The following is a 23,066-nucleotide window of genomic DNA, read 5'->3' on the forward strand; positions in this document are numbered from 1 at the left end:
AGGTTCGATATGAATTACTGCTTAGCAAAAGCCCTTCCACAATTCCGCCCCATGGTCTGGGGAAATCCTGAATTAAACAAAGAGTTCAATATACCAGAATCACAAACTAACCTTCCGATAGGAGAAATTTGGCTTCTATCCGGTCATCCATTGTATGAAACTACTTTAGAGAATGGTTTAACAATCAATCAATTTGGCCACAACCTATACAATGGTAAATACCCACGATTCCCCATTTTAATTAAACTTGTTTCCACAAATCAATGGCTCAGTGTTCAAGTCCATCCCGACGATGAATACGCGCGCAATGTTGAAGAAGAACCGTGGGGAAAAAGTGAAGCATGGTATTTTTTAACGGATGGGGAATTTGCAATATGTGAAGATGTGGAAAAAATGAAGGAATATATAAATTCTGGACGTATTAATCAACTTGATGAAATTCTCACATTTGTGAAGGTAAAAAAGGGAACATTTGTTAACATCCCAGCCGGAACAGTTCATGCACTGGGACCTAACAGCACTGTTATCGAAGTGCAACAATCATCAGATTTGACCTACCGCATATACGATTGGGGCAGACCAAGGGAGACGCACCTGGAAAAAGCATTGCAGGTAAGCAAGACTATTTCGCTAAATGATATCGTTTTTGAAAATAGCGATACTCTCAAAACGGAGTACTTTTGCATGCAAAAATCGTTATCACAAGATGACCTAAATAGAAACAACCTCATCGTTCACATACCTACACAAATTTCAAAAAACTACTGTGCCAAACTGATTATCAATGAAAATATTTGCAAAGACTACAATAGTTATAGAAAAGTTGGTAACCCAATTGAAGAACTTGGTAGTGGTATTTTTGTTACCAACTTTCTAACAATTTAAGCCATTTGCACGAACATACAAAAGGCATAAAACAAAGCGGGCTTTTCGCCCGCTTTTTTTCGTTTCTATTTCACTGAACTTATTCCCTATCTTTCAGTTTCTCCTGGAGCAAGCTAACTATATCTTTTACAGTCATCAACTTCTCAATTTCATCGTCCTCGAGTTTTATACCGAACTCATCTTCGAAGACCATAACCAAATCAAACGCATCTAGAGAATCTGCGCCAAGGTCTTCAATTAAGTGGCTATCTTCCTCAATATCCTCGATAGGAACGTTCAACTTCTCAGAAATAATCTCTGCAACTTTTTTGAAGAGTTCTTCTCTTTCCATATTTTGCACCCTCCTAACTCTCTCATATTTTTGAAATATTTCCTACTACCCCAGAGTAGAACGAACATTTCCCAGAATAGTTGCAAAGAAAGAAGCATAAATTTTCTTGCTATATTTTAATCAAAGCCATTCCCTTTGTCAATATTTAATTACTGCTTTTCCATAGCCACCAATTCTTCAACAAGCCCGTCGACAAATTTGAACGCATTCTCCCAAAATCCTTCTTTTCTTAGGTCTATACCCACCTTTTCAAGCAATTTTTCCGGAGAATACCTTCCTCCACTTTCCAAAAGTTCTAAATACTTGCCCACAAAAGCCTTTCCTTCTTCTAAATATTCTTGATAAAGCGCAATAACTAGGCATTGCGCAAAGTTGTAAGCGTAAACATAAAATGGAGTTTCGTAAATGTGCGGTATCGAAGCCCACTCGTTGTTGTACCACTCTGGAATTTCAACAACATTTCCGAAAACTCTTTCGAGTTCCTCATGGTATATATTGTTTAACTCATCCCATCCAACGTATCCATTCTTACTTGCTAAATCGTGCGCCCTTATCTCGAAGTTTGTGAACATATTCTGCCTGAACGTTGTTGCAAAAATATCCTCGATTTTAGAGGCAATAAGCGCCATTTTTTCCTCTTTCGAAAGCTTGTTCTTTAAATTATCAAACACCAAAAACTCTCCAAATACAGACGCAAGTTCTGCCAGTGTTAACGGTGTGTCGTGATTAAAGAACGTCTGTTTTCTGGACAACGAACCATGTAATCCGTGACCAAGCTCATGAGCAAGGGTCATAACATCGTACATATCATTTGTAAAATTAGTCAGTACATATGGAGGTAGTTTTGTCGTTGCGTATATACAATACGCCCCGCTTACTTTTCCTTTCCTTGGGTACAAATCTATCCGCTCTTCTTTGAAGAAAGATTCCACTACACTTCCTGCTTTCTCATCGAAGGCATAATAAGATTCCAAAATTATATCTTTCGCCTCTTCAAAACTGAACTCTTTCTTTTTATTCGAAATCGGCGCATATATATCTGCTAAAGTGAGCCTCTCGCCGAGAATTTTGGATTTCCAATCATAATACCTTCTCAAAATTTCTGTCTTCTCGTTTGTTACCTCTATAAGCCTATCAACAATTTCATCACTTACCTCATTTGCAAAATTCATCATCGAGATAGGCCTTGGAAACCTTCTGAGTCTGCTCTCCGTATCGTAATCTCTAACCACCAGGTTGTAAACTTCAGTTAGGACTATCGCATCATCTTGGAACCTTTCAAGGAACAACTTCATTGCTTGTTTGCGTAGTTCACCATTTGTAGACCTTCTCAAAGCCTTTATCTCTTCAACCGTAAGTACTTTCTTCTCTCCGTTGAGTTCCATTTCAAATGTATATGAACTCTGCAACCTGCTGTGTATCTTCGCAATCCCGTCTCTTCTTGAAACGGAAGTTAGCGCAAGCACTTGCTCGGCATCTTTTGAAAGAAGGTGTTTTCTTCTTTCAATGATGCGTTTAATCATATGCTCATAATTCCCATCCAGTTTTATAATCTCTTCAAGCACATCATCACTTAACGATGCGAGTTTAACTTCCACAATTGCATCCTGTTCTTGCAATTCTGATGATAACTGCTGGATAATACCCAAAACCTTCTGACTTTCCACACTCCCAGTATCAACAGAATACTTCATCCACGCATACTGAATAGACTTGGCGAACTCATCCATGTGCTCTTCAAAATCCCTTATTAATTTCGCCAATTGTTGAGGAGCGGTTTCACGTTCTATCTCATTAGCAATTCTTTTTACTTCTTCTAAATGTACCCTTGCATTTTCTATCGCAGCCTCATCATTTGCAAATATCCTTTCTAGTTTCCACTCCAAAGCACATCCCCCCTTGTTCGATTTGTTCGATTATCTAACCATCTGCAGTTACTGAAAATTATTCCTCTTCCTCGCCAATTCTTAACATAGCAAGGAATGCTTCCTGAGGAATTGTCACGTTGCCGATTTCTCTGAGCCTCTTCTTACCTTCCTTTTGCTTCTCTAATAGCTTCATCTTTCTTGTCACGTCTCCACCATAACACTTTGCAAGCACATCTTTCCTAAGCGCTTTGACTGTAGAGCGTGCAATGAATCTTCCACCGGCTTTTGCTTGAATTGGTATCTCAAATTGGTGTTGTGGTATAAGCTCTGCAAGCTTATCGACAAGTTTTCTTGCTATTGTATAAGCCTTTTCTCTATGCGCAATAAACGAAAGCGCATCTACTGGTTCTTTATTAACATATATCGTTATCTTAACAAGGTCGCTCTTTCGATATTCCAAAAATTCATAGTCCATCGATGCGTAACCACGACTGACAGCCTTCATCTTATCGAAAAAGTCAAAAATAATCTCTGCAAGTGGCACCTCAAAATGCATCACAACACGCTCATGACCTGCATTCTCGGTAGACACCAAAGTGCCACGTTTCTCATTCTGCACCAAATTCATCAACTTACCAATATATTCAGGAGGTGTGATTATCGAGAGTTTCACATAAGGCTCATAAATCTCCCTAACTTCGCCTTCTTCCGGGAATTTTGCCGGGTCGTTTATAAAAATCTCCTCGCCACTGTGAGTTACAACCTTGTACTCAACGTTTGGCGCAGTAAGAATAACCGCCATATCAAACTCTCGTTCGAGCCTTTCTCTAACAACATCCATGTGCAACAATCCCAAAAATCCACACCTGAAACCAAACCCAAGTGCCGGTGAATGGTCTGGCTTGAACACAAGTGCCGCATCGTTCAGCTTGTATTTCTCCAAAGCCTTTCTCAACTCTTCATAATACTCTGGCAAACCAGGATACATGCCGGCATACACCATCGGCTTGACCTCTTTGTAACCAGGTAACGGCTCAGGTGCTGGATTATCGGGCTTGGTAATAGTGTCACCTATCCTTGCTTTAGAGACATCCTTCAACCCAGCAATAACATACCCTATATCTCCAGCTTTTAGAATATCGACGGGGACCATCTCAGGTGTAAACGTTCCTACTTCACCCACCTCGTAAACCTCGCCAGAAGACATCATCATTATCTTATCTCCAGCTTTTATCTCACCATCAAAAACCCTAACGTACGCGATAGCACCACGGTATTTATCATATTTCGCATCAAAAATCAAAGCCCTCAGATGCCCATCATCTGCCGTTTTTGGCGCTGGCACTAATTTAATCACCGCTTCAAGTAACTCCTTTACACCAATTCCTTCCTTCGCACTAATTCTAAACACATCTTCGCCGGGTATACCTATCAAATCCTCAATTTCCGCAACCGTTTCCTCAATATTCGCATTCGGCATATCTATCTTGTTAACTGCAGGAATTATCTCAAGATTGTGCTCAAGTGCCTTGTATGTATTCGCCACCGTTTGCGCCTGAACACCTTGAGTCGCATCAACAAGCAAAATGGCACCTTCAACGGCTGCCATACTCCTGTCAACTTCGTAAGAAAAATCAACGTGACCTGGAGTGTCAACGATATTTATCTCATATTCATTCCCATCATCTGCTTTGTAAAACACCCTTAGCGGGTGAGACTTAATTGTTATGCCTCTCTCCCGCTCGATATCCATACTATCCAGATATTGTTCCCTCATCTTTCTCTTTTCCACAGCATTTGTCATTTCCAAAATCCTGTCAGTAAGAGTAGTCTTCCCATGATCAATGTGGGCAATAATACAAATATTCCTTACATTCTCAACCGTCCTCATCTATTCACGCCCTCCGTGTGTTTCTCCTTAGTTTTTCAAGCCAATAACTTCTACAATCGTATACGGTATCTTGATGTCCTCTTGTTCAAACACGCTTTTAATTCTTGATGCTACCGCGTTCAACGTGTCAAAATAAGTCGCACGTTCCGTCCAGAATCTGACTGTCAAAGTTACACCACTGGCATCAAACGATTTAAAAACAACAGCATTTTCAACACTTTCATCCTTAACAACCAAAGGCTCCTCCTCAAGCACACGCTTCAAAACAGAAATTGCTTTCTCCATATTTACTGTATAATCTACCGTCACATCCACATCTATCCTTCTGTAATTACCTGGCCAGAATTTTGTAACAACCCCAGACCAAACCTTCCTGTTTGGGATAAGAATAAGCTTTCCATCGAACGTCTTCAAATGCGTATGGTTCATCTTGATAACATCAACAATACCTGTTAAACCATCAATATCAACAACTTCACTCTCAAAAACTTTCCTTGTCACTAAGACCAAAATACCAGACAGAAAATTCGTTAAAGGTTCTTGGAATGCAAGACCGAGCACGATACCAGAAATTCCAAGACCTGCAAGGTATGGTGCAAGGTTTACATCCCAAATCGCTAAAATAACAGCAATTGCAAATCCATAAACCAGAAAACCTATAATCATCGAAACGGTCTTTGGAGCTTTTACTTCCTTACCAAGTGTAGACGTAAACTTATCGATTGAACGCATTATAACCTTGTGAACAACATACGCGACTGCAATGGTAATGATAGACAGGACAATGTTCTTAATCAACTCTGCAGACATTCCTCACGCCTCCTTTCACATTTTCATCGCTTTAATACATTATCTTAATAGCTTCTCGCACTTCTTCCATCGTTTTCTGAGCTACACTTCTCGCCCTTTCGTTTCCCTCTTCCATTTTTACTTTCACCTCATCATCAGAAATAGCATTATACCTATCCCATATCGGCTGAAGCTTATTGACCATATTCTTCAAAAGCAGCTTCTTACAATCCACACAACCAATCTTTGCTTGTGTGCATCCCTCGTAAACCCACTGCTTTTCTTCGGGATTATCCGCCGTTCCGAACGCTTTGTGATAACCCCAGACAGGGCAAACCTCTGGATTACCTGGATCCGTTCTCCTCTTTCTGTTAGTATCCGTAACCATCGGCATAACCATCTTAGAAAGCTCTTGTTCGGTTGTTATTAAAGGAATCGTATTTCCGTAGCTTTTACTCATCTTCCTTCCGTCCGTTCCTAGCAACTTGGGAACTTTAGAAAGCAACTCTTTTGGTTCTGGGAAAACTTCCCTTTTGAAAATGTAATTGAACCTTCTGGCAATTTCTCGAGTAAGCTCAATATGATACACCTGGTCTTCTCCAACTGGAACACCATCAGCCTTGTAAATCAAAATATCGGCAGCCTGAAGAACAGGGTACATAAGAAATCCTGCGTTCGAAAGGTCCCTGTCTGTAACTTGCTGGCGCATTTCCTTGTAAGTTGGGACTCTTTCAAGCCAAGACAATGGGGTAACCATCGCAAAGAGCAAGAAAAGCTCCGCATGCTCTTTCACAGCCGATTGGACAAAAAGAGTTGACTTCTCAAGCCCAACCGCCATCATCGTCTTTACAAGCTCAAATGTGTTGACTCTCAGTTCTGACGTATCTTCATAATGCGTTGTCAACGCATGCCAATCGGCCACAAAATAAAATGTATCATTCCCTTCATTTTGAAGCTTAACCCAATTCTCAAAGACACCAACATAATGACCAATATGAACCTTTCCAGTTGGTCTAATTCCACTGAGTATGCGCATTAATTTTTCCTCCTTGCAATACGAATTTATCGGAAGTTATTATACCATAAATATATAAAATCAAAAATCCCCAAAGCTGGGGATTGGTTTCTTTACAGCAAATAATCGCGGCTATATTTCTTTGAAACTCAATACATTTATATCAAAATCTTTTAGCAAAGCTCGAGATTATTCTTAAACATTCATCATCCGAAAATCCCTCGCAGTTAAACTTTCAGACTTTTTTGTCGTATAAGATGCTCTCAATTATCCCCTACAAATTTACCATATGTTCCTGATTTAGTGAGATTTTGGCATAATGAAAAAAAAAGCTGGGCTAATCAATCATTACCCAGCTTTTGTTTGATTTATTTTATATACCTTCTCCAATTTTTCATTTGCAAATGTGGATGGTCAGGAAAATCTTTCCAGCTTCCTCCCCACTCTATTCCCAAACTTTCAGCTATCTTTCCGCATTTGTGCCATAGTGTATAATTGTTCCATACTGCCTTTCCATCAATCAGTGGTACAAAATCAACTGCCAATCCATGGCAATGTGGTGAATCTTTGAGCATTGTCACTACTTTGTTTTCCTTCTCGCTTATCGGTGGCATCCCCGCTTTCTTTCGTGCATTGTTGACAACTTCAAGTGGTGCTCTTCCTTGAAGATACAGTGCATATTGCTCTTCTTTCCTTCTGTATGTGTTGTAAATCAACACTTCTATGCCTGCAGTTTTGCAACTTTCGATAAATCTTTCCACAAGAATTCTAAATTCAGGCCTGAGCTTTTGCAAACTTCTTTCCACATCATCACCCAAAAAGATGTATCTACTTTGTATAAGTACAAGTCCAAACATGTTCAAGGCAAAAGTATACACAACCAACGAGCTTTTCGCATTGTTCAAAGTGCCAGCAGTCCCTACATTTGTGTTGGTGAAGGATGATAACGCAATACACACATAAATTGGATATTCTCCTACGAGTGAGTATTTAAAGCTGTTGAAAACAAAAGAGTGAATTATAATCAAAAAAAGAGGGGACAAGACGTCCCCTCGTTGTTTATTTGTTCGACTGTATTTAATAGAAGAATTGCATAAATCCCGAGAAGAAACGGAATTCATTAAGTATACATCTTCTACTGACGTTGTAGAAAACTTTCCTCACATTTTCTACCCTACTAACCCAAGGAACAACCATGTTGGAATCCCGACAATTCCTTCATCTTTGAATGACGTTTCTTGTGTAACAATAATACCTTTACCAAAGCCTTTCTTCATTCCTAGATAATCTGATTTTCTGATGTTTTTCTGGTATTTGACTTCTATCGGTATCAGCTTTCCATTACGTTCGCAAACGAAGTCAATTTCATTTCCCCTTTCAGAATACCAGAAGTAAGGTCCTTCGTAAAGATTCAAGCCTGATGAAACGTCCTCATCTTTTAGAATATGCCGCAAAACCATAAGCTCAATAAGTTGCGGTAGGTCTATCATTTTTCCACTAAGTTCAGTAATGACATCGGCAATAATTTTATCGATTGGATAAACCTTCTTTTGCTTCTTCGGTTTTATACACTTCATCGATGGGTCTATGAAAAAGACGTTGAATGTTATAAAGCTATATGCAAGGTATTCCATGTACTTTTGTATTGTATCTACACTTCCAATACTGCCTGAGAAAATATCAACAAGAGAATTCCACGAAAACCTTTGACCAACTATCTCTGGGAGTTTCCTCAGAATTTCCAGCACCTTTGTTCTTGAACCTATGTACTTTTCAGCATCACCAAGCACAAAATCTTTGTAAATATTTATGCTTTCTTGCACAGTTCCTTTTTCCAAAAACTCAGCTATAACCCTCGGAAATCCGCCTGTGCTGAGGTATCTGAGGAAATGTTCCTTGATAAACCCGTATTCCAATCTAAGTTTGTTGATTTCATTTTCAGTTAATGTAAGGATATCTGCCAAAGAAAGTCTTTCAACACTTATGCCTAGGTTTTTTAAATACTCGTTGAATGTTATTGGCATGTAAGCAAGATCCTTCCCTTGCCCCTTTCTGCCTGGCAGTTTCTCACTCGAATGCTTAAGGTCGTAAGCGGACGAACCTGTAAGAATTACTACACTTCTATCAAACATCCCCAAATCAGCCAGATATTTAATCGTTAGTTGCCAGTCTTTTATAACGGTAACTTCATCTATAAGTATGTAATTCAGCTGATTCGACTTTGAACCATACGTCTGAAGATAGATTGTAAGTATCTCGCTGAATTCAAATCGGTCTTTTATCCCATCACAGGTCAAAAAAATTAAATTTGTGGGTTTTACACCACTTTCCAAAAGATTCCTAATATACATCTTCAAAAATGTTGTCTTTCCTATTTGTCTCGGTCCACGAATTGTGTAAATTCCAGGTTTATCCTTTTGAATGCTTGAGAAAAGTTTTTCAGGGTAGTGCTTGAAAACACTGTGTTGAAAAGCCACGATATACCTATCTGTATAGATTGATTTAGGATCTCTCCACCACGGATTCAAGACATATAGTTCTTCAATCCTCATATTTCCCACCTCTTGTATTTGCTGCTATGCCCGAGAATATTATATCACACACTGTCTGATTTTATCGACTACACTAGATAAAAACGCACGAATTTATCGAATATATTCGATAAAATGCGACAGTTTTTGCAAAGTAGACAAAAACCTGTGTAAGTGGTGCGATAAAAATCATCCGGTAGATGTTTTTTGCCAAGAAAGGTTAAAAGCATAGGAAGGGGGATGAAAAACTAGTGAAGATACAGAAAGGGAAGGAGGATGAAGAATACAAAGAAAAGATAAAAGATTAAAAGCGATAAAAAACATGGCTCTGGTCATTCAAAGTTATCATTCTGCTGTGGAATTAAGTTCAGCGTAACATACAAACTACCGCCAAGTTTTGCTGCAATCTCTGCAAGCTTCTTGACTGAAATATTAGCATCACCTGATTCAAGTTTAGATACCATTGCCTGTGTTACTCCTAACATTTCTGCACCTTTTTCAAAAAAAATGAAATGTGCGTGATACAAATAAGGGGACAAGACGTCCCCTCTTTGCTTATTCATTGGCTTTAAGGTATTTATCAAACCACTCAATGATTTCTTTGAGTCTTCTTAATCTGTGCAGTGGTTTTCCTGTTCTGCTTAAATCGTGGTTCTCACCTTTGAATATCACCAACTTTGACTCTACCCCGTGGTATTTCAGCGATGTGAACATTTGGATAGCCTCTACAAGCCAGCATCTGTAGTCTTCATCTGAATGAATAAAAAGTGTAGGTGTTTTCACTTTGTCTGCATATTTCATCGGTGAATGCCACCAGAGTTTTTCGTAGTTACTCCATGGAGTTGCAAAATGCTGGTCTTCGACAAAGAAATACCCAATATCTGTTGTTCCAAACTTGCTTATCCAATTCGCAATACTCCTTTGCGATACTGCCGCTTTGAATCTATCTGTGTGTCCAATTATCCAGTTGGTCATGAAACCTCCATACGAACCGCCTGTAACACCTATTTTGTTTTCGTCTATGAATTCATATCTTTTAACAGCCTCATCTACAAATTGCATTATATCCTCATAGTCAATCGTTCCATATTTGCCACGTATATCAGCAAACTCATTTCCTCTTCCATCACTACCCCGTGGGTTACAGTAAATGACCACATATCCTTCACTTGCCAATAGTTGCATTTCGTGAACAAAAACCTCCCCGTAAGCTGTCTTCGGTCCACCGTGGATTTCCAAAATCGCGGGGAATTTCTTGCCTGGTTCGAAGTTGAAAGGTTTCATAACCCAGCCCTCAAGTGTTGTGCCATCCTTCGTGTTGAATGTGAAGCGTTCTGGTCGCGAGATATACCTTTCTTTTTGTACCCATTCGTTGAATTGACTGAGTTGCTTTTCTTGCCTTTCAATAAGTTCGTAAAGTTCTTGGAGTTTCATGTTCCTTAACCCAACAAAGAATATCTTTCCATTAGACACGTCAAACCCATCAACCGAACCTGTTTCAAATGTGAGTTGTTCGACGTTCCCGGAAATGTCAAGCCTAAACAACTGAGCATCATGCCATTGGGTGCTCACAAAATACAAGTATTTTCCATCCACCTTAACAATCCTGTTTCCGCCATATCTGCAGTCGCTATTAACACTGTTGTCTATATCTAAGTCAAAATCTGGGGTTATCAATTCCACACGTTGGGTGGAAATATCGAGAACATAAAACTTCGGATTTTCGTTTATACCATATCTTTTCATATCGCTCCCGGCGAATATCACTTTTCCATCGATAAACTCAGCAAGCATATACATGAAGTGGTCGTGGTGAGTAAGTTTAACTGTTTCGTTCTTTTCTACATCGTAGAGAAATAAATCATTTGGCATTTTCATAACGTCTTTGAAGAAATTTGCAATGTATAGGACTGTTTTTCCATCTGGACTGTCGGAAATATATTCAACGTTGGAAAATTCATCTGTGATAGGTATGATGTCTTGAGTTTGAACATTGTATCTGAAAAGCCTTACCCTCTTTTTGTTAGTAAATCCTGCCCCGTTTGCCCAGAACGGGATTTCATCAAGAACTTCATAGTCTTTTTCATCTTTCAATGCTTTGAGCACTTTCTCTTTTTCTTCAGCACTCAGCTTCCAAAACTCTCCCAATTTGTGGTCATATACAGCAGTGAATAAAAACACACTATCGGCTATCTTCTTAATCCGTTCAACAAAAAAAGGCAGCTCAAAAACCCGTTTTGCTTCCCCACCTGAGGTGTCTATTTCATAAAACGGAGTCAGTGGTTCGCCATCTTCCTTTCGCTTTCTATCCTTTTCATCTCTCCATGAAACAAAGAGCAACCTTGAATCATCCAACCAGATTGGAGAGCTGTCCCGATTTGATGAAGTAAGTTGTGATAAAGACCCTGTGGTGGTGTCATAGAGCCAAATGTTAGAATTGTAACTATTGTCGTCTTTGTTCATTTCATGGACAACGAAAGCCAGTTTTCCACCGTTTGGAGAAACCACCAAGCTTGAGAGAAATTTAAATTTGAGCAAATCTTCCAGCATAATTTTTCCCACAATTACCACCTCCATTTAGTTCGTAGTACTTACTATTATTCTACCATATATTCATTAAAATCAAAAAAAGTCCCGGTTTTAACCGGGACAGTTAATTACAATTACTCAATTATCAATCTCTCTAAATGATTAAATGTTGCTACTTTTCTCCAGTTTTTCATCTGAATATGTGGTTTGTCTACAAGTCCTTTCCACATTCCACCCCATTCCATACCCAGATTGAGCGCAATATATCCACACCTTAGCCAAAGTTCATCGTTATACCACTGAGGTTTACCATCAACAACAGGCACAAAATCTGCCGCAAGGCCATAGTTATGTGCCGACACTCTCAGTTTGGTAACCACGTATCTATTCTTTCTCTCATCGATAGGCTCAAGCTTTGCTTTTTGCCTTAGCAAATTCACAACTTCCAACGGCTCACGACCTTGGGCATACAAAGCATTTTGAACTGCTCTTGACCTGTAAGTATTGTAAATCCAAACACTGATGCCTTCTTTTGAACATTCCATTACAAACTTCTCAACATACCTTCTGAACTGGTAATTCAAATTGCTTAATCCTATTTCCAACCTTATTTCCCATCGATATGACTCCAATGATACTGGCAACAGAAGAAAAAAGAAAAGGATAACGACAAAAACAATCTTTAAGACTCCGTTTGGTACTCTCATAATTATCCCTCGATATGATAAACCTATCTGTATTCACAACACTTCCTATCTTATTTTTTGGTAAACCGCTATATTTTCTCCAGCTCTGCTTTTAAACTTCTCAAAATTTGCTGGTAATCTTCTTCACCACTTTCAACTTTGTCCATTAGCACTTCCAATTCGCGCGTGAAATCTTCGCTGACAAATTTAAATTTCTCTCTATCAGAATTGAAGAAGTTGTATACCTTCTCACCAAGAGCTGTGGGTAGTAAGTATCCGTTTCTCTCTATCACATACCCCCTTTCAAGCAATCTACTCACTATTGTCGCATACGTAGATGGTCTCCCAAGTCCGCGCTTCTTCATTTCTTCAACAAGTGAGCCTTGCGTGAACGGATAGACCTTCGGAATAGCACGTATGAATTTGTTAGCTGATACTTCTATTGTCCCTTCTGGAATTCTTGCGAGCTTAACTGGAAAGACTTTGTTAAAGCCTTCTTCAATTATCTCTTCGTACACTTCCATTTCCTGGACTTTATCAACAACTTCAAATTTCACATCGTATCCTTTGAGCACAATATTTTTCATCTGAGAAGCTATGAAGCGTTTGAATATCAAATCATATATCGCAATATGGTCTTTCGTAAATCCCTCAAGCTCACCCGAGTAAATCATCGCTTTGATATCCTCTATATCCAAAGCCCTGGTTGGTCGAATACATTCGTGTGCTCCGCCTTCACCCCACGTTCGCGGTTTGAAGAACCCTTCGCCAAACGTTTCGGAAATGTATTCCTTTGCCACGTTCATTCCAAAATCAGAAACCCTTGTTGAATCCGTTCTGTGGTATGTAATAAATCCTCGCTCGAACAAATCTTGGAGCACTTCCATTGTTCTGGAAACCGAGAGCTTGTATTTCTCAGATGCATCCTTCAATATCACATCCGTCGTGTAAGGTGGTAAAGGTGATTTCTCTATTCTTTTTTCCTCGCCTTTTGTTACCTTGACCACCTTTATCTCATTGAAAAACTTTTCTGCTTCGTGTTTTTCTTCAAATTCAAACCTTAAATCCACCCCATCTTTAGAGATAGTCACAACATATTTCTTTTGCTTGCTTTCCTTTGCGCGTTCTATTACCCATCCAAGAACAGGTGTCTGAACCCTTCCAGCGGACAGGTTACTCCGTCCGAAAAGTCTTTGGATGAGCTGTGAAAGTTCAAATCCTACCCATCTATCCGAAATTCTTCTCACAACTTGCGCTTTGACAAGATTTTCATCTACTTCTCTGTACTCACGTAACGCGTTTAAAATCGCTCGCTTTGTGACCTCGTGAAATTCCATTCGCTTGATATTTTTCGCATATACACTGCACAAGTTCTTCAAATCCCAAGAAATCTTTTCACCTTCTGTATCAGGGTCAGTTGCAATAAGTATCTGTTCAAATTCTTTGCTCGCTTCTCTGATAGCGTTCACTATGCTTTCTTTTCCCTCGATAGTCTCATACACAGGAACATACTTTCTACTACCATCGTTAGAACTTTCCAAAACGCCAAAATAACCTTCCTCTTTATTTAAATCAAACACATGACCAAAAGACGCAGTGATGACCACGTATTTGTCTTCTGTAATAACCTCATACAACTCGTGACCTTCAAGACTGCGGGAGATTGGCTTTCCAAAGAAGTTTGCAATTGTTCTTGCCTTGTGAGGAGATTCAACGATTACAAGTACAGGTTTCAAGAAATCGTCTCTTCTACCTTCTTTCTTACGCACACGCTCTCTGTCGTTATCTATCTCTTTTATCAACATTCCGAAATCTATACTCTGCGCTTCTTTAAATACCACATCTGAGCTGAACCACCAGCGAAGCTTTCTAATCAAATTGTTGAAAACCTTTTTATCATCCACAAGTACATAGCTCAGTCCCTTTGTAATACCACCAACAAAGAGCCTCGAGGTACGTCCAGAAGCTTGGAGATAACCTGTCACATCAGCAACAACTAGATACCACTTTCCACCTTCTTGCCTCAGTGTAATATCATCCGCAGACTTTATTTTCTTGGTAATCTCTTCAGACAGAATAAACTTTTTTATTTCCTCTCTCAACTGCTCCACACGGTCTTTTGGAGGATTTGGAATATTTCCGAGTTTTTTTAATTCCTTCATCCATTTATCTATCGTCATGGTCCATTTTTCTAACTCTTTGTCCCTTGCTATCAGAGGTCTCAACGTCGAAATAGCCAGGAGAATGTGTTTGACATTCCCTTCTAAATCCAAACTCACAACAATCTTGGGAACGCCGTAAAATACGGCGTAGCGAATTACCTCAGGTATGTCCAACCCACGTGCCAGCGGGTTTCTATATGAGGAAATACCTATAAGAACTTGGATTTCTCTATTTTTGTACTTTTCTAAAACTTCTTCTGAAAAATTCTCATAACTTTCGCTTGTAATTCCGTGTTTACTCAGAAGTTCTTTTAATTCGTCAACCTTTTCTTTTCCATAATCGGAAGACACAAATACAAGCCCACCGTCACCGAATTGTTTTATCTTCTCCACAAGCATGTTATCCAAAATCGTTTGATTGGCCCCAACGACTTCGTACACATCCTCAACATTCCTCAGATAGAAAACAGGACGACCAACATCGAACGAAAGAAGTTCCTTGAAGAGTCTTATTCTTTCAGACTTTGGATTGCTCGTGGCAGATGAAACAACCATCACACCTTTTGCTTTTTTCGAAATTCTTTTAACTTGCTCACGTAATGAGTTAATTTCCTCTACATTCTCTTCTGTCACATTTCTCCTCATCCTTATATACTTCATCGTCAACTCAATATCCCTTGGCTCAAATCCCAACAAATACAATGCCTTGTCTATATTCTTCGCTGTTTTCAAGAACGAATCAACATCGTCAACAAAAATAAAACTAAAATCACGAGGAATTAGGTCGACATTTTTGTAAAGGAACATAGAAGTAGTCACAAGTATTTTGAACTGACCATTCGCAAGTCTTTCTTTGTTTTTGTCCTTTTCCTTTTTCGATTCCTCCATTCCTATTACCAACAAATCTTCAGCTGGGACTTTATCTTTTAGCTTTTCATAGCTTTGGAGGACCAGAAGCCTGGTTGGAAGAATAATATAAGACTTTTTGTTGTGCTTTGCAAAGTATATCGCCGAAGCGAATCCCCATGAAGTCTTTCCAATTCCTGTTGGTGCCAAAAGCGCAAATGAGCGTTTCAAAAGCAGCTTTCTTGCCCAGAACTTTTGCAATTCCCAAGGTTCAAACCCCACGTATTTTCTAAATGTTCTTTCCCACTCTTCATACTCTTCGTTCAATTTGCAAAATCCCTTAAGCCCTTTTAAATTACTAAGACGACAAAGGGCTTCCTTGCCCTCGATGTCTTCTTTCAAACAATTTTCACAAGGAAGCCCCTTAACCAACCTTATTGAAGATATATCTCCACCACAATTAGGACACAATTGCTTAAATACTGCCTCTAGTGCGGATGCTTGCTGTGCCACTACCTCCATTGGCTCAATCACTCCTCAATCGTTAGCCCTATGTTGTGTGCACCAAGAAGCGGTGTAATTGAAGCGATAATCACCTGACCAGAAAGGTTGGATATGAACCTTTCAAGAAGATGAGTATCAAGCACGTTGAATGGTTCATCAAACAAGAATACCGGTTCGTAGTGTTTCGTCTCCTCTATGAGCTTCTTAAACGCAAGCACTATTGACAGATACAACAAACGTTTTTGACCTTCTGAAGCATAATGCCTAGCAAGAAGGTCTTTGTAGTAAAGCAAATAGTCATCTTGCGAATGTGGACCTACTGTTGTTACCTTTTCAGCAATATCTTGGTCAACGTAATCCAAGAAATTCTTTCCTTTGAAATCACTTTTGTACTCTATCTTAAACGTTTTGTCCAGATACTTTGAAAGCTCATTAATCATATGCTCTCTTTTTTCCACAATCTTATCCGCCATTATCTGCAAATCTTTCGCTGTTTCTATCAAGTATTCCCTATCTATTAATTCTGGTTCTTGCTTAAGATATTCGTTCCTTTCATCTAACAATTTTTCATATGCACGCAAAGTTTCATAATAATCTAGGTCAAGCAGTGAGAATATTTCATCAAAAAACTCTCTTCTTTGAGCTGGTCCACCATCAACCATGGAGTAATCCCTAAAACTGAAAGGTATAGCAATAAATATCTCCTGAATGTCTCTAAACCTCTTGACCTTCGAACCATCAAGATACGCTACCTTTTCTTTCTTGTCGTCATCTTGTACATACACTATTTCTATCGTGTGTTTCTCTTCACCACTTACTATCCTACCCTTAATTTCAAAATGCTTTTCTCCAACTTTCAATACTTGATAATCTCTTGCGCCTCTGAAAGAACGGGGGTTTGACAAATACGCAACGGCTTCCAGAATAGATGTTTTACCAGATCCGTTCGGACCATAGATAACGTTTATACCATCACTAAACTGGACTGTGTGCTCCGAAAAGTTCCTGAAGTTTTTCACAGTCAGTTCCTTGATAACCATCCTCTTCTTTTCCATCCCATCCACCCCCTCTGAGATAATCTTCCACTACGTATTTTACTACTTTTATCCAAAAATTCAAAATCAGCATAAACATACGGTTCCAAAAACATTGATAAATACAAAGACTCCAAACCATTTTCTCCTGGCCTTTGATTGAATTAACTATGAGCATAAATAAAAAAACCGCGGCACAGTTGCCACGGTACTGATTTCAAACCCACAGTTAATAAAAAAAACCGTGTTTTCTAATTGCCTTCTCCAACTATACGCTTTTTAGTTGTGTAAGAACAACTATTTTTAAATTCCCTGGTACAAAGAGACCAACAGTAAACAAACCCACAAGTGCGAAACACACTATTTAAGATAACAGACACAAACACATACTGCCACCCTTGATTTCCATCTTTGTCAAAGGGAAATTCTTTCCTAAAGGTGTCGCACAGCTGGTACACCCCGAGACGTTGCAGATTTCTTAAGCAAAAAGCATTAGTTCTTCTTTCCAACACCTCACCTCAGCCTAAATACGTACCATTTTGTAAACAAGCCCGATGAAAAAAGCTGATGTTCCGAATATACGCAAACCTAAATTTACCTACTTAGTATATAACTAAAAAGCTCACATAAAAAACTCTTCGCTCTGTTATCTTGAGATAACTGCTTGGAGGTAGCCTGTATGTGTTTTACTAACGTGCTGAAGCAAAAGTCCATTTGCTGAGTATTCATAAATGGCGACTTTTACTCCGCCGATATAAATCCCTGTTTGGATTCCTCCAAATTGACCTTGCCCTTCAACAACCCATCTGAAACCTACCTCTGGTATGTTAACGATTTCTCCTTTAAGCAAATCTGGGTTGATGTATGAAGGACCTAAGACATTTGTCCCAAGAATCTGTTTTTGGGAACTTCCTAAGTTTGTAAGATTATTAACCATGAACGAATAAAATCCTTCAGAAATCGTTTTTGAGTAAACCACACTCATTTGTCCATACAGCATTGTCGCACCCGTCATCTGTTCTATTACAACATACTGATAACTAGGATTCGCCTTTATGAGATTCTCCGACAAACCACGGAACTTCAAATCTACATCTTTCACAAACACAAGCTCCATCTGACCAACAGAAGAACTCGAACCTGATTGTTCAAGGAAACCTGAAGACACTAAGATTCCTTCTCTATTAAATTTATAGTTATATCTCGTAAAGCCTTGGTAATCTCCACTTGCATATGCAAAGTAAAAACCTCCGTCGGGCAAGTACCCTCCTTGGACTTGTACACCATAGGGAGCTGTTTGAGAAAGGTCCGCGAGAAATTTTTCCAAAGAACTTAGTTCCACAAATTGTTCAGAGATGATTTGGCTTGTGTAGTCTATGTTCCCACGCAAATCTGACATTATCTTCCATTCGCAGACAGCAACATAATTCGAAGTCTTATCAATTCCGATAACCATTCTGATAACATACCCTTGTGTGGTGAAACCACTCTCTCCTTTTGTCCCAGCACCAACTTGCATCCTGTACACAAACGTCGTACCGACTTTGACCCAACTTGGTGGTAATGGCAATCTCCCGTTTGTTTTATAGTATTCTTGGATATAAAGACCCAGCGGCTCAGCTGCTTCTACCAAAGTCACGGTTGCAAGAAACAAAAAAAGAACGACGATTAATATCTCTTTCTCAAACAACTTCCAGGTCTTCATACCTCTCCCTCCTTCTACACCTGGATAATGTTAAGCATAGATCATTGAAACTTTCAAAAAACCTCATTATTCTTTAAAAAGTGATGCCACATCCAAATCTTAACAAAACCAAGTTTCCCAAGATAAATAACCAAACACCTTCTTGCCCAAAGTGCGATTTTCCTAACTTTAGCAATAAAGGTCGCTACAAATACAACAACCAGCAATCTAAGTTACTTCCTACTAATTAATTTGACTCTCAACACATACAAAAAGTTCAAAATCACCCGCAAAAGATGAAACAATCGCACTTTTCCTTGTCTTCCCAAACAGGTAAAACCTCTTTGCCCTTATTTGTCTTATCTGCCTTACTCACTTCTGCCTTTCGTCTTTCCTTTTCCATTGAGCACTTACGTATACTGTGGACTTATTAACCCTTATAGTTATTCCAGAAGCCTTGTCAGCGAAAGTTACTAAGGTACTACGAGAGTTTCCATCTCTTTCAGAGAGTAGTTCCTTCCTAAGAGTAGCCTTTCCAGGGTGCGCATAAATAGATATGTTCCGGAAGGCAATTTTTCCTAACTCCTAAGTTAGGCACTCTGAAAAATGTTTTGAATTGACTAATATTTGTGCTGAATCATTTATTCATGCAGATTTCCAACTGGTAAATCGACAAGTTCCTTATTGCATAGCTTAGATACGAGCTTTCTGTTATCTTTTCAATTTGAAATGTGGTGGTAACAATAGGTAGGGAAATTGGTGTTAGACGTTGTGTAAAATACGAAAATAGGCTTAATTTCTTGATTATTGAAAAATCTGCGGTGTGAAAATATGTTGTTTTCTCAGTAAAGTCAAGTGTAAGTAATCTGTAGTCATTCAACTGAGAGTGGTATACTTACCATTGGTTTTTGTTATCCGTCCTTCCTTAACTAACTCCTCCAACAGTGCCTCAAATGTTTTCATTCCTGAAGATTTTTCTTGTCTCCACGGGTACTTGCGCTCAATAGTTACTGCTTTTATTTGTTGCACGGTCATTGGCTTCTTATTCTTTTTCAATATGTTCACTAAGAAATTTTTATAATCGGACTCGTATTTATTGTTTTGCATTGTGCTTTTGGTTTTTGTTCCTATCTGTTCTGAAGTTTCCTTTCTCAAATTGATCGTTGCGTATACTATTTTCTTAATATTGTTTGCCTTGTATCTGCAGCTGTTTCCTTCATCTCCAACTTTGGTAAGTACTTTGTATCGAACAGCGTCTTCAAGCAGTTCTTCAAATTTTCTTTTTAGTTTTGATTTATGTGGTTCGTATATAAATCCATTATTCCTCATCATTAGTTTAATTGATAATGGTGTTTCTTCAGATTTTGTTTCGGATAGGATTTTATGTAGTTCTTTAATGTATTGAAATTCAAACTCCGAAAAGATATGTGAAGGAAGGTAAGCAACTGCCAATCCTGATTTGTTACTTTGTTTGTCATTTGCAATAATCTCTTTTTCTGTCGCTATTCTTTTGTTTATTATTCTCAGAAGCGTGGAATCTACGCTGTTGTGGAGTACATTCATCCAGTGTCCTCTAACATATTCAAATGAAAGCTTACAACCCAAATGCCTGACAATTTCACGAAATTGTGCGATTAGTGCTTCTTGGAATTTTTTCTCCTTAGTAGCATCAGAGTTTTTTTCACTACTATTTTTTTGGTCAATTGAGATATAAATTTGATTTTTAAATGCATTTCCATAAAAGTTTCGAACCTCGGTTAAATCTGAGGCAATTACTACTCGTTCCCCTTTCAACGAACAATATAATTCCTTCAGCTTCGTTAATGCAGCCATGACAGCAAGAAGTTCCGCCTCAACGTTTTTCAACGAAGTCTCTGGACGTCTTAAACACAGGTATTGGATAGTTTCCATCCCTCATAGTCACTTCTAAAACGATTTTAGAACATGTTGAATGGAGAACAAGTTCAATGGTCAGGTTTCCATCCCTCATAGTCACTTCTAAAACTAAATAATCCTGTCATCCTTAAACAGACTATACACAAATGTTTCCATCCCTCATAGTCACTTCTAAAACGGTTTGTAAGCGGATTCATCGGAGGATGGTATGCGTGTTTCCATCCCTCATAGTCACTTCTAAAACCTTACAATATTGGTTAACATAGATAAATATCTTCAACAAGTTTCCATCCCTCATAGTCACTTCTAAAACGGATATGATCAGAGGATCACTACTTGATAACGTATTTGTTTCCATCCCTCATAGTCACTTCTAAAACAAAGGTTCGGTATTGAATACCGGACCACACCAAGGAAGACTATAGTTTCCATCCCTCATAGTCACTTCTAAAACTGAGGAAGGTAAGATTCTCAATGAGGATGAGCTTAGAGTTTCCATCCCTCATAGTCACTTCTAAAACTTTTACAGTAAGGAATTATTCACAACAGTAAGTAGTTACATTGGTTTCCATCCCTCATAGTCACTTCTAAAACCCGTCAAAGAAGCGTTCTACTTTTTCGACTTGCATAAGCACGGGTTTCCATCCCTCATAGTCACTTCTAAAACCTGGAAGAAATCGCGGTTTGGTATGTTGGAGCAGTTGAAGAGTTTCCATCCCTCATAGTCACTTCTAAAACAGGTGGGTATTTAGAGGGTTTAATAAAGACTTCGGTAATTGGGCGTTTCCATCCCTCATAGTCACTTCTAAAACTTTCTTGCTTCTCTTTCTCAATCTTTCTCATCGCTTTGTTTCCATCCCTCATAGTCACTTCTAAAACAAAAAACTAGATGTAGATTTAGAAAAGTATGATATTTCAAGTTTCCATCCCTCATAGTCACTTCTAAAACCTCTATGCCTACGACGGAGAAAACGTCGTAGAAGTTCCACGTGTTTCCATCCCTCATAGTCACTTCTAAAACTCAAGTCAAGGCAAAAAAATCAGCTGTACGATTGGCTGTTTCCATCCCTCATAGTCACTTCTAAAACCGGACGGTATATGAGGGATAAAAGCGATTTCTTCAGGTACTAGTTTCCATCCCTCATAGTCACTTCTAAAACGAAAATACTTGAAGGGTTAAGAAGTTTAAAAAGTCAAAAAGCCAGTTTCCATCCCTCATAGTCACTTCTAAAACTTTCTTGCTTCTCTTTCTCAATCTTTCTCATCGCTTTGTTTCCATCCCTCATAGTCACTTCTAAAACAGTGGAAAATTCCAGGAAAGGAACAGCCAAAGCTAAGAATGTTTCCATCCCTCATAGTCACTTCTAAAACGATAGTATGGTGTTAGGAGGAAGAGTGTCGGTGGAAGTCTTGTTTCCATCCCTCATAGTCACTTCTAAAACTAAAAATGGCGAGGGTAAACTCGCCCTCGCCATGGCAATTCGTTTCCATCCCTCATAGTCACTTCTAAAACCCTGTACAGTGACAGCGAATTAGCTTTCGTAGACAATGTGTTTCCATCCCTCATAGTCACTTCTAAAACTGTATAGGGTGTTCAGTAAAAGATATTTTGATGTTGATAGTTTCCATCCCTCATAGTCACTTCTAAAACTGGTGTTGGGAGGTAGGATGGAGATCACAGTGAGATTTGTTTCCATCCCTCATAGTCACTTCTAAAACTGCCAAAGTCGAAAAGGAGGGCGAAAGTATGAAGATTACCGGTTTCCATCCCTCATAGTCACTTCTAAAACCTGATATACAAGCTATTGCAAACGAAACTTTTTACAACACAATGTTTCCATCCCTCATAGTCACTTCTAAAACGGTTGAAAACTACGGCTTGTTGTTAAATGAATGTGTAGATTTGTTTCCATCCCTCATAGTCACTTCTAAAACTGAAAACATACGGTTCGCTTGAATTTGGTCGCTACCAAGTGGAGTTTCCATCCCTCATAGTCACTTCTAAAACTTACAAGTGATAAGACAAATCAGTTAGGTATACTCGAAGCAACGGTTTCCATCCCTCATAGTCACTTCTAAAACGAAGGTAAAATCTGAAAATTATTTTGAAGTGAAAAAGCTTGTTTCCATCCCTCATAGTCACTTCTAAAACTTTCCCACTCATCATATTTGTCTGGGTCAATCCGTTTCCATCCCTCATAGTCACTTCTAAAACCAGTTGTTGCTTGCTTTCGCCGTCCTCCTCGGGTTAAGCCCTGAGTTTCCATCCCTCATAGTCACTTCTAAAACTAACCATTCGTTAAAATACCATAGTACGAAACCTACGGTTTCCATCCCTCATAGTCACTTCTAAAACGGTGACAAAGCGCTTTTGATTATTGATTCAATGTACTCAAGAGGTTTCCATCCCTCATA

General features: G+C 38.9%; 15 protein-coding genes and 1 CRISPR repeat array (1 of these 16 running past the window's edge). Of the genes, 1 reads left to right on the forward strand and 14 read right to left on the reverse strand.

The annotated features are described in order from the left end of the window. Positions 1 to 9 precede the first annotated feature (9 nt). Positions 10 to 885, forward strand: a complete 876-nt coding sequence (locus FERPE_RS07445; protein ID WP_014452022.1) for a type I phosphomannose isomerase catalytic subunit — start codon at positions 10 to 12, stop codon at positions 883 to 885. 79 nt (positions 886 to 964) lie between these two features. On the opposite strand, the gene acpP is transcribed toward FERPE_RS07445, so the two are convergent. The 14 genes from acpP to FERPE_RS10460 form a co-directional block, all read right to left on the reverse strand. Continuing rightward, positions 965 to 1,216 (reverse strand): acyl carrier protein, encoded by a 252-nt coding sequence (acpP, locus tag FERPE_RS07450; protein WP_014452023.1) that lies wholly within the window; start codon positions 1,214 to 1,216, stop codon positions 965 to 967. A gap of 149 nt (positions 1,217 to 1,365) precedes the next feature. Next, positions 1,366 to 3,102: a M3 family oligoendopeptidase gene (locus FERPE_RS07455; protein ID WP_014452024.1), complete on the reverse strand. Its 1,737-nt coding sequence runs from the start codon at positions 3,100 to 3,102 to the stop codon at positions 1,366 to 1,368. 58 nt (positions 3,103 to 3,160) lie between these two features. Then, positions 3,161 to 4,975 carry a translation elongation factor 4 gene (lepA, locus tag FERPE_RS07460; protein WP_014452025.1) on the reverse strand — a complete coding sequence of 605 codons (1,815 nt, stop codon included), beginning with the start codon at positions 4,973 to 4,975 and terminating at the stop codon, positions 3,161 to 3,163. A 27-nt stretch (positions 4,976 to 5,002) separates the two neighbouring features. Next, positions 5,003 to 5,785, reverse strand: a complete 783-nt coding sequence (locus FERPE_RS07465; RefSeq protein WP_014452026.1) for a mechanosensitive ion channel family protein — start codon at positions 5,783 to 5,785, stop codon at positions 5,003 to 5,005. A 31-nt stretch (positions 5,786 to 5,816) separates the two neighbouring features. Beyond that, a complete protein-coding gene (gene trpS / locus FERPE_RS07470; RefSeq protein WP_014452027.1) occupies positions 5,817 to 6,800 on the reverse strand; it encodes a tryptophan--tRNA ligase in 984 nt (327 codons plus the stop codon). A gap of 347 nt (positions 6,801 to 7,147) precedes the next feature. Further along, the gene (locus FERPE_RS10720) at positions 7,148 to 7,822 is read right to left on the reverse strand and encodes a M15 family metallopeptidase (protein WP_014452028.1); all 675 of its coding nucleotides are present in this window, start codon (positions 7,820 to 7,822) and stop codon (positions 7,148 to 7,150) included. A gap of 126 nt (positions 7,823 to 7,948) precedes the next feature. Beyond that, complete coding sequence (locus tag FERPE_RS07480; RefSeq protein ID WP_014452029.1) at positions 7,949 to 9,331, reverse strand: ATP-binding protein; 1,383 nt, start codon at positions 9,329 to 9,331, stop codon at positions 7,949 to 7,951. A 311-nt stretch (positions 9,332 to 9,642) separates the two neighbouring features. After that, a complete protein-coding gene (locus tag FERPE_RS07485; RefSeq protein ID WP_211204746.1) occupies positions 9,643 to 9,795 on the reverse strand; it encodes a helix-turn-helix domain-containing protein in 153 nt (50 codons plus the stop codon). A gap of 70 nt (positions 9,796 to 9,865) precedes the next feature. After that, a complete protein-coding gene (locus tag FERPE_RS07490) occupies positions 9,866 to 11,872 on the reverse strand; it encodes a S9 family peptidase (RefSeq protein ID WP_014452031.1) in 2,007 nt (668 codons plus the stop codon). Between the two features lie 101 nt (positions 11,873 to 11,973). Then, positions 11,974 to 12,546: a M15 family metallopeptidase gene (locus FERPE_RS07495; RefSeq protein WP_014452032.1), complete on the reverse strand. Its 573-nt coding sequence runs from the start codon at positions 12,544 to 12,546 to the stop codon at positions 11,974 to 11,976. A 68-nt stretch (positions 12,547 to 12,614) separates the two neighbouring features. Next, positions 12,615 to 16,055, reverse strand: a complete 3,441-nt coding sequence (gene rgy, locus FERPE_RS07500; protein ID WP_014452033.1) for a reverse gyrase — start codon at positions 16,053 to 16,055, stop codon at positions 12,615 to 12,617. 8 nt (positions 16,056 to 16,063) lie between these two features. Then, a complete protein-coding gene (recF, locus tag FERPE_RS07505; protein ID WP_014452034.1) occupies positions 16,064 to 17,092 on the reverse strand; it encodes a DNA replication/repair protein RecF in 1,029 nt (342 codons plus the stop codon). A gap of 625 nt (positions 17,093 to 17,717) precedes the next feature. After that, positions 17,718 to 18,776 carry a hypothetical protein gene (locus FERPE_RS07510; protein WP_014452035.1) on the reverse strand — a complete coding sequence of 353 codons (1,059 nt, stop codon included), beginning with the start codon at positions 18,774 to 18,776 and terminating at the stop codon, positions 17,718 to 17,720. A gap of 855 nt (positions 18,777 to 19,631) precedes the next feature. After that, positions 19,632 to 20,621: a hypothetical protein gene (locus FERPE_RS10460; RefSeq protein WP_155804133.1), complete on the reverse strand. Its 990-nt coding sequence runs from the start codon at positions 20,619 to 20,621 to the stop codon at positions 19,632 to 19,634. Between the two features lie 37 nt (positions 20,622 to 20,658). After that, positions 20,659 to 23,066: a CRISPR direct-repeat array (repeat unit 30 nt; unit sequence GTTTCCATCCCTCATAGTCACTTCTAAAAC) (it continues 2,879 nt past the right edge of the window).

It is taken from the genome of Fervidobacterium pennivorans DSM 9078 (genome assembly GCF_000235405.2).
GTDB classification, from domain to species: Bacteria; Thermotogota; Thermotogae; order Thermotogales; family Fervidobacteriaceae; genus Fervidobacterium; species Fervidobacterium pennivorans.

Bases quoted from the DNA above. Each gene is read 5' to 3' on its own strand.
- FERPE_RS07445 (WP_014452022.1), top strand. From the start codon at position 10: ATGAATTACTGCTTAGCAAAAGCCCTTCCACAATTCCGCCCCATGGTC.
- acpP (WP_014452023.1), bottom strand. From the start codon at position 1,216: ATGGAAAGAGAAGAACTCTTCAAAAAAGTTGCAGAGATTATTTCTGAG.
- lepA (WP_014452025.1), bottom strand. From the start codon at position 4,975: ATGAGGACGGTTGAGAATGTAAGGAATATTTGTATTATTGCCCACATT.
- FERPE_RS07465 (WP_014452026.1), bottom strand. From the start codon at position 5,785: ATGTCTGCAGAGTTGATTAAGAACATTGTCCTGTCTATCATTACCATT.
- trpS (WP_014452027.1), bottom strand. From the start codon at position 6,800: ATGCGCATACTCAGTGGAATTAGACCAACTGGAAAGGTTCATATTGGT.
- FERPE_RS07480 (WP_014452029.1), bottom strand. From the start codon at position 9,331: ATGAGGATTGAAGAACTATATGTCTTGAATCCGTGGTGGAGAGATCCT.
- FERPE_RS07485 (WP_211204746.1), bottom strand. From the start codon at position 9,795: ATGTTAGGAGTAACACAGGCAATGGTATCTAAACTTGAATCAGGTGAT.
- FERPE_RS07495 (WP_014452032.1), bottom strand. From the start codon at position 12,546: ATGAGAGTACCAAACGGAGTCTTAAAGATTGTTTTTGTCGTTATCCTT.
- rgy (WP_014452033.1), bottom strand. From the start codon at position 16,055: ATGGAGGTAGTGGCACAGCAAGCATCCGCACTAGAGGCAGTATTTAAG.
- recF (WP_014452034.1), bottom strand. From the start codon at position 17,092: ATGGAAAAGAAGAGGATGGTTATCAAGGAACTGACTGTGAAAAACTTC.
- FERPE_RS07510 (WP_014452035.1), bottom strand. From the start codon at position 18,776: ATGAAGACCTGGAAGTTGTTTGAGAAAGAGATATTAATCGTCGTTCTT.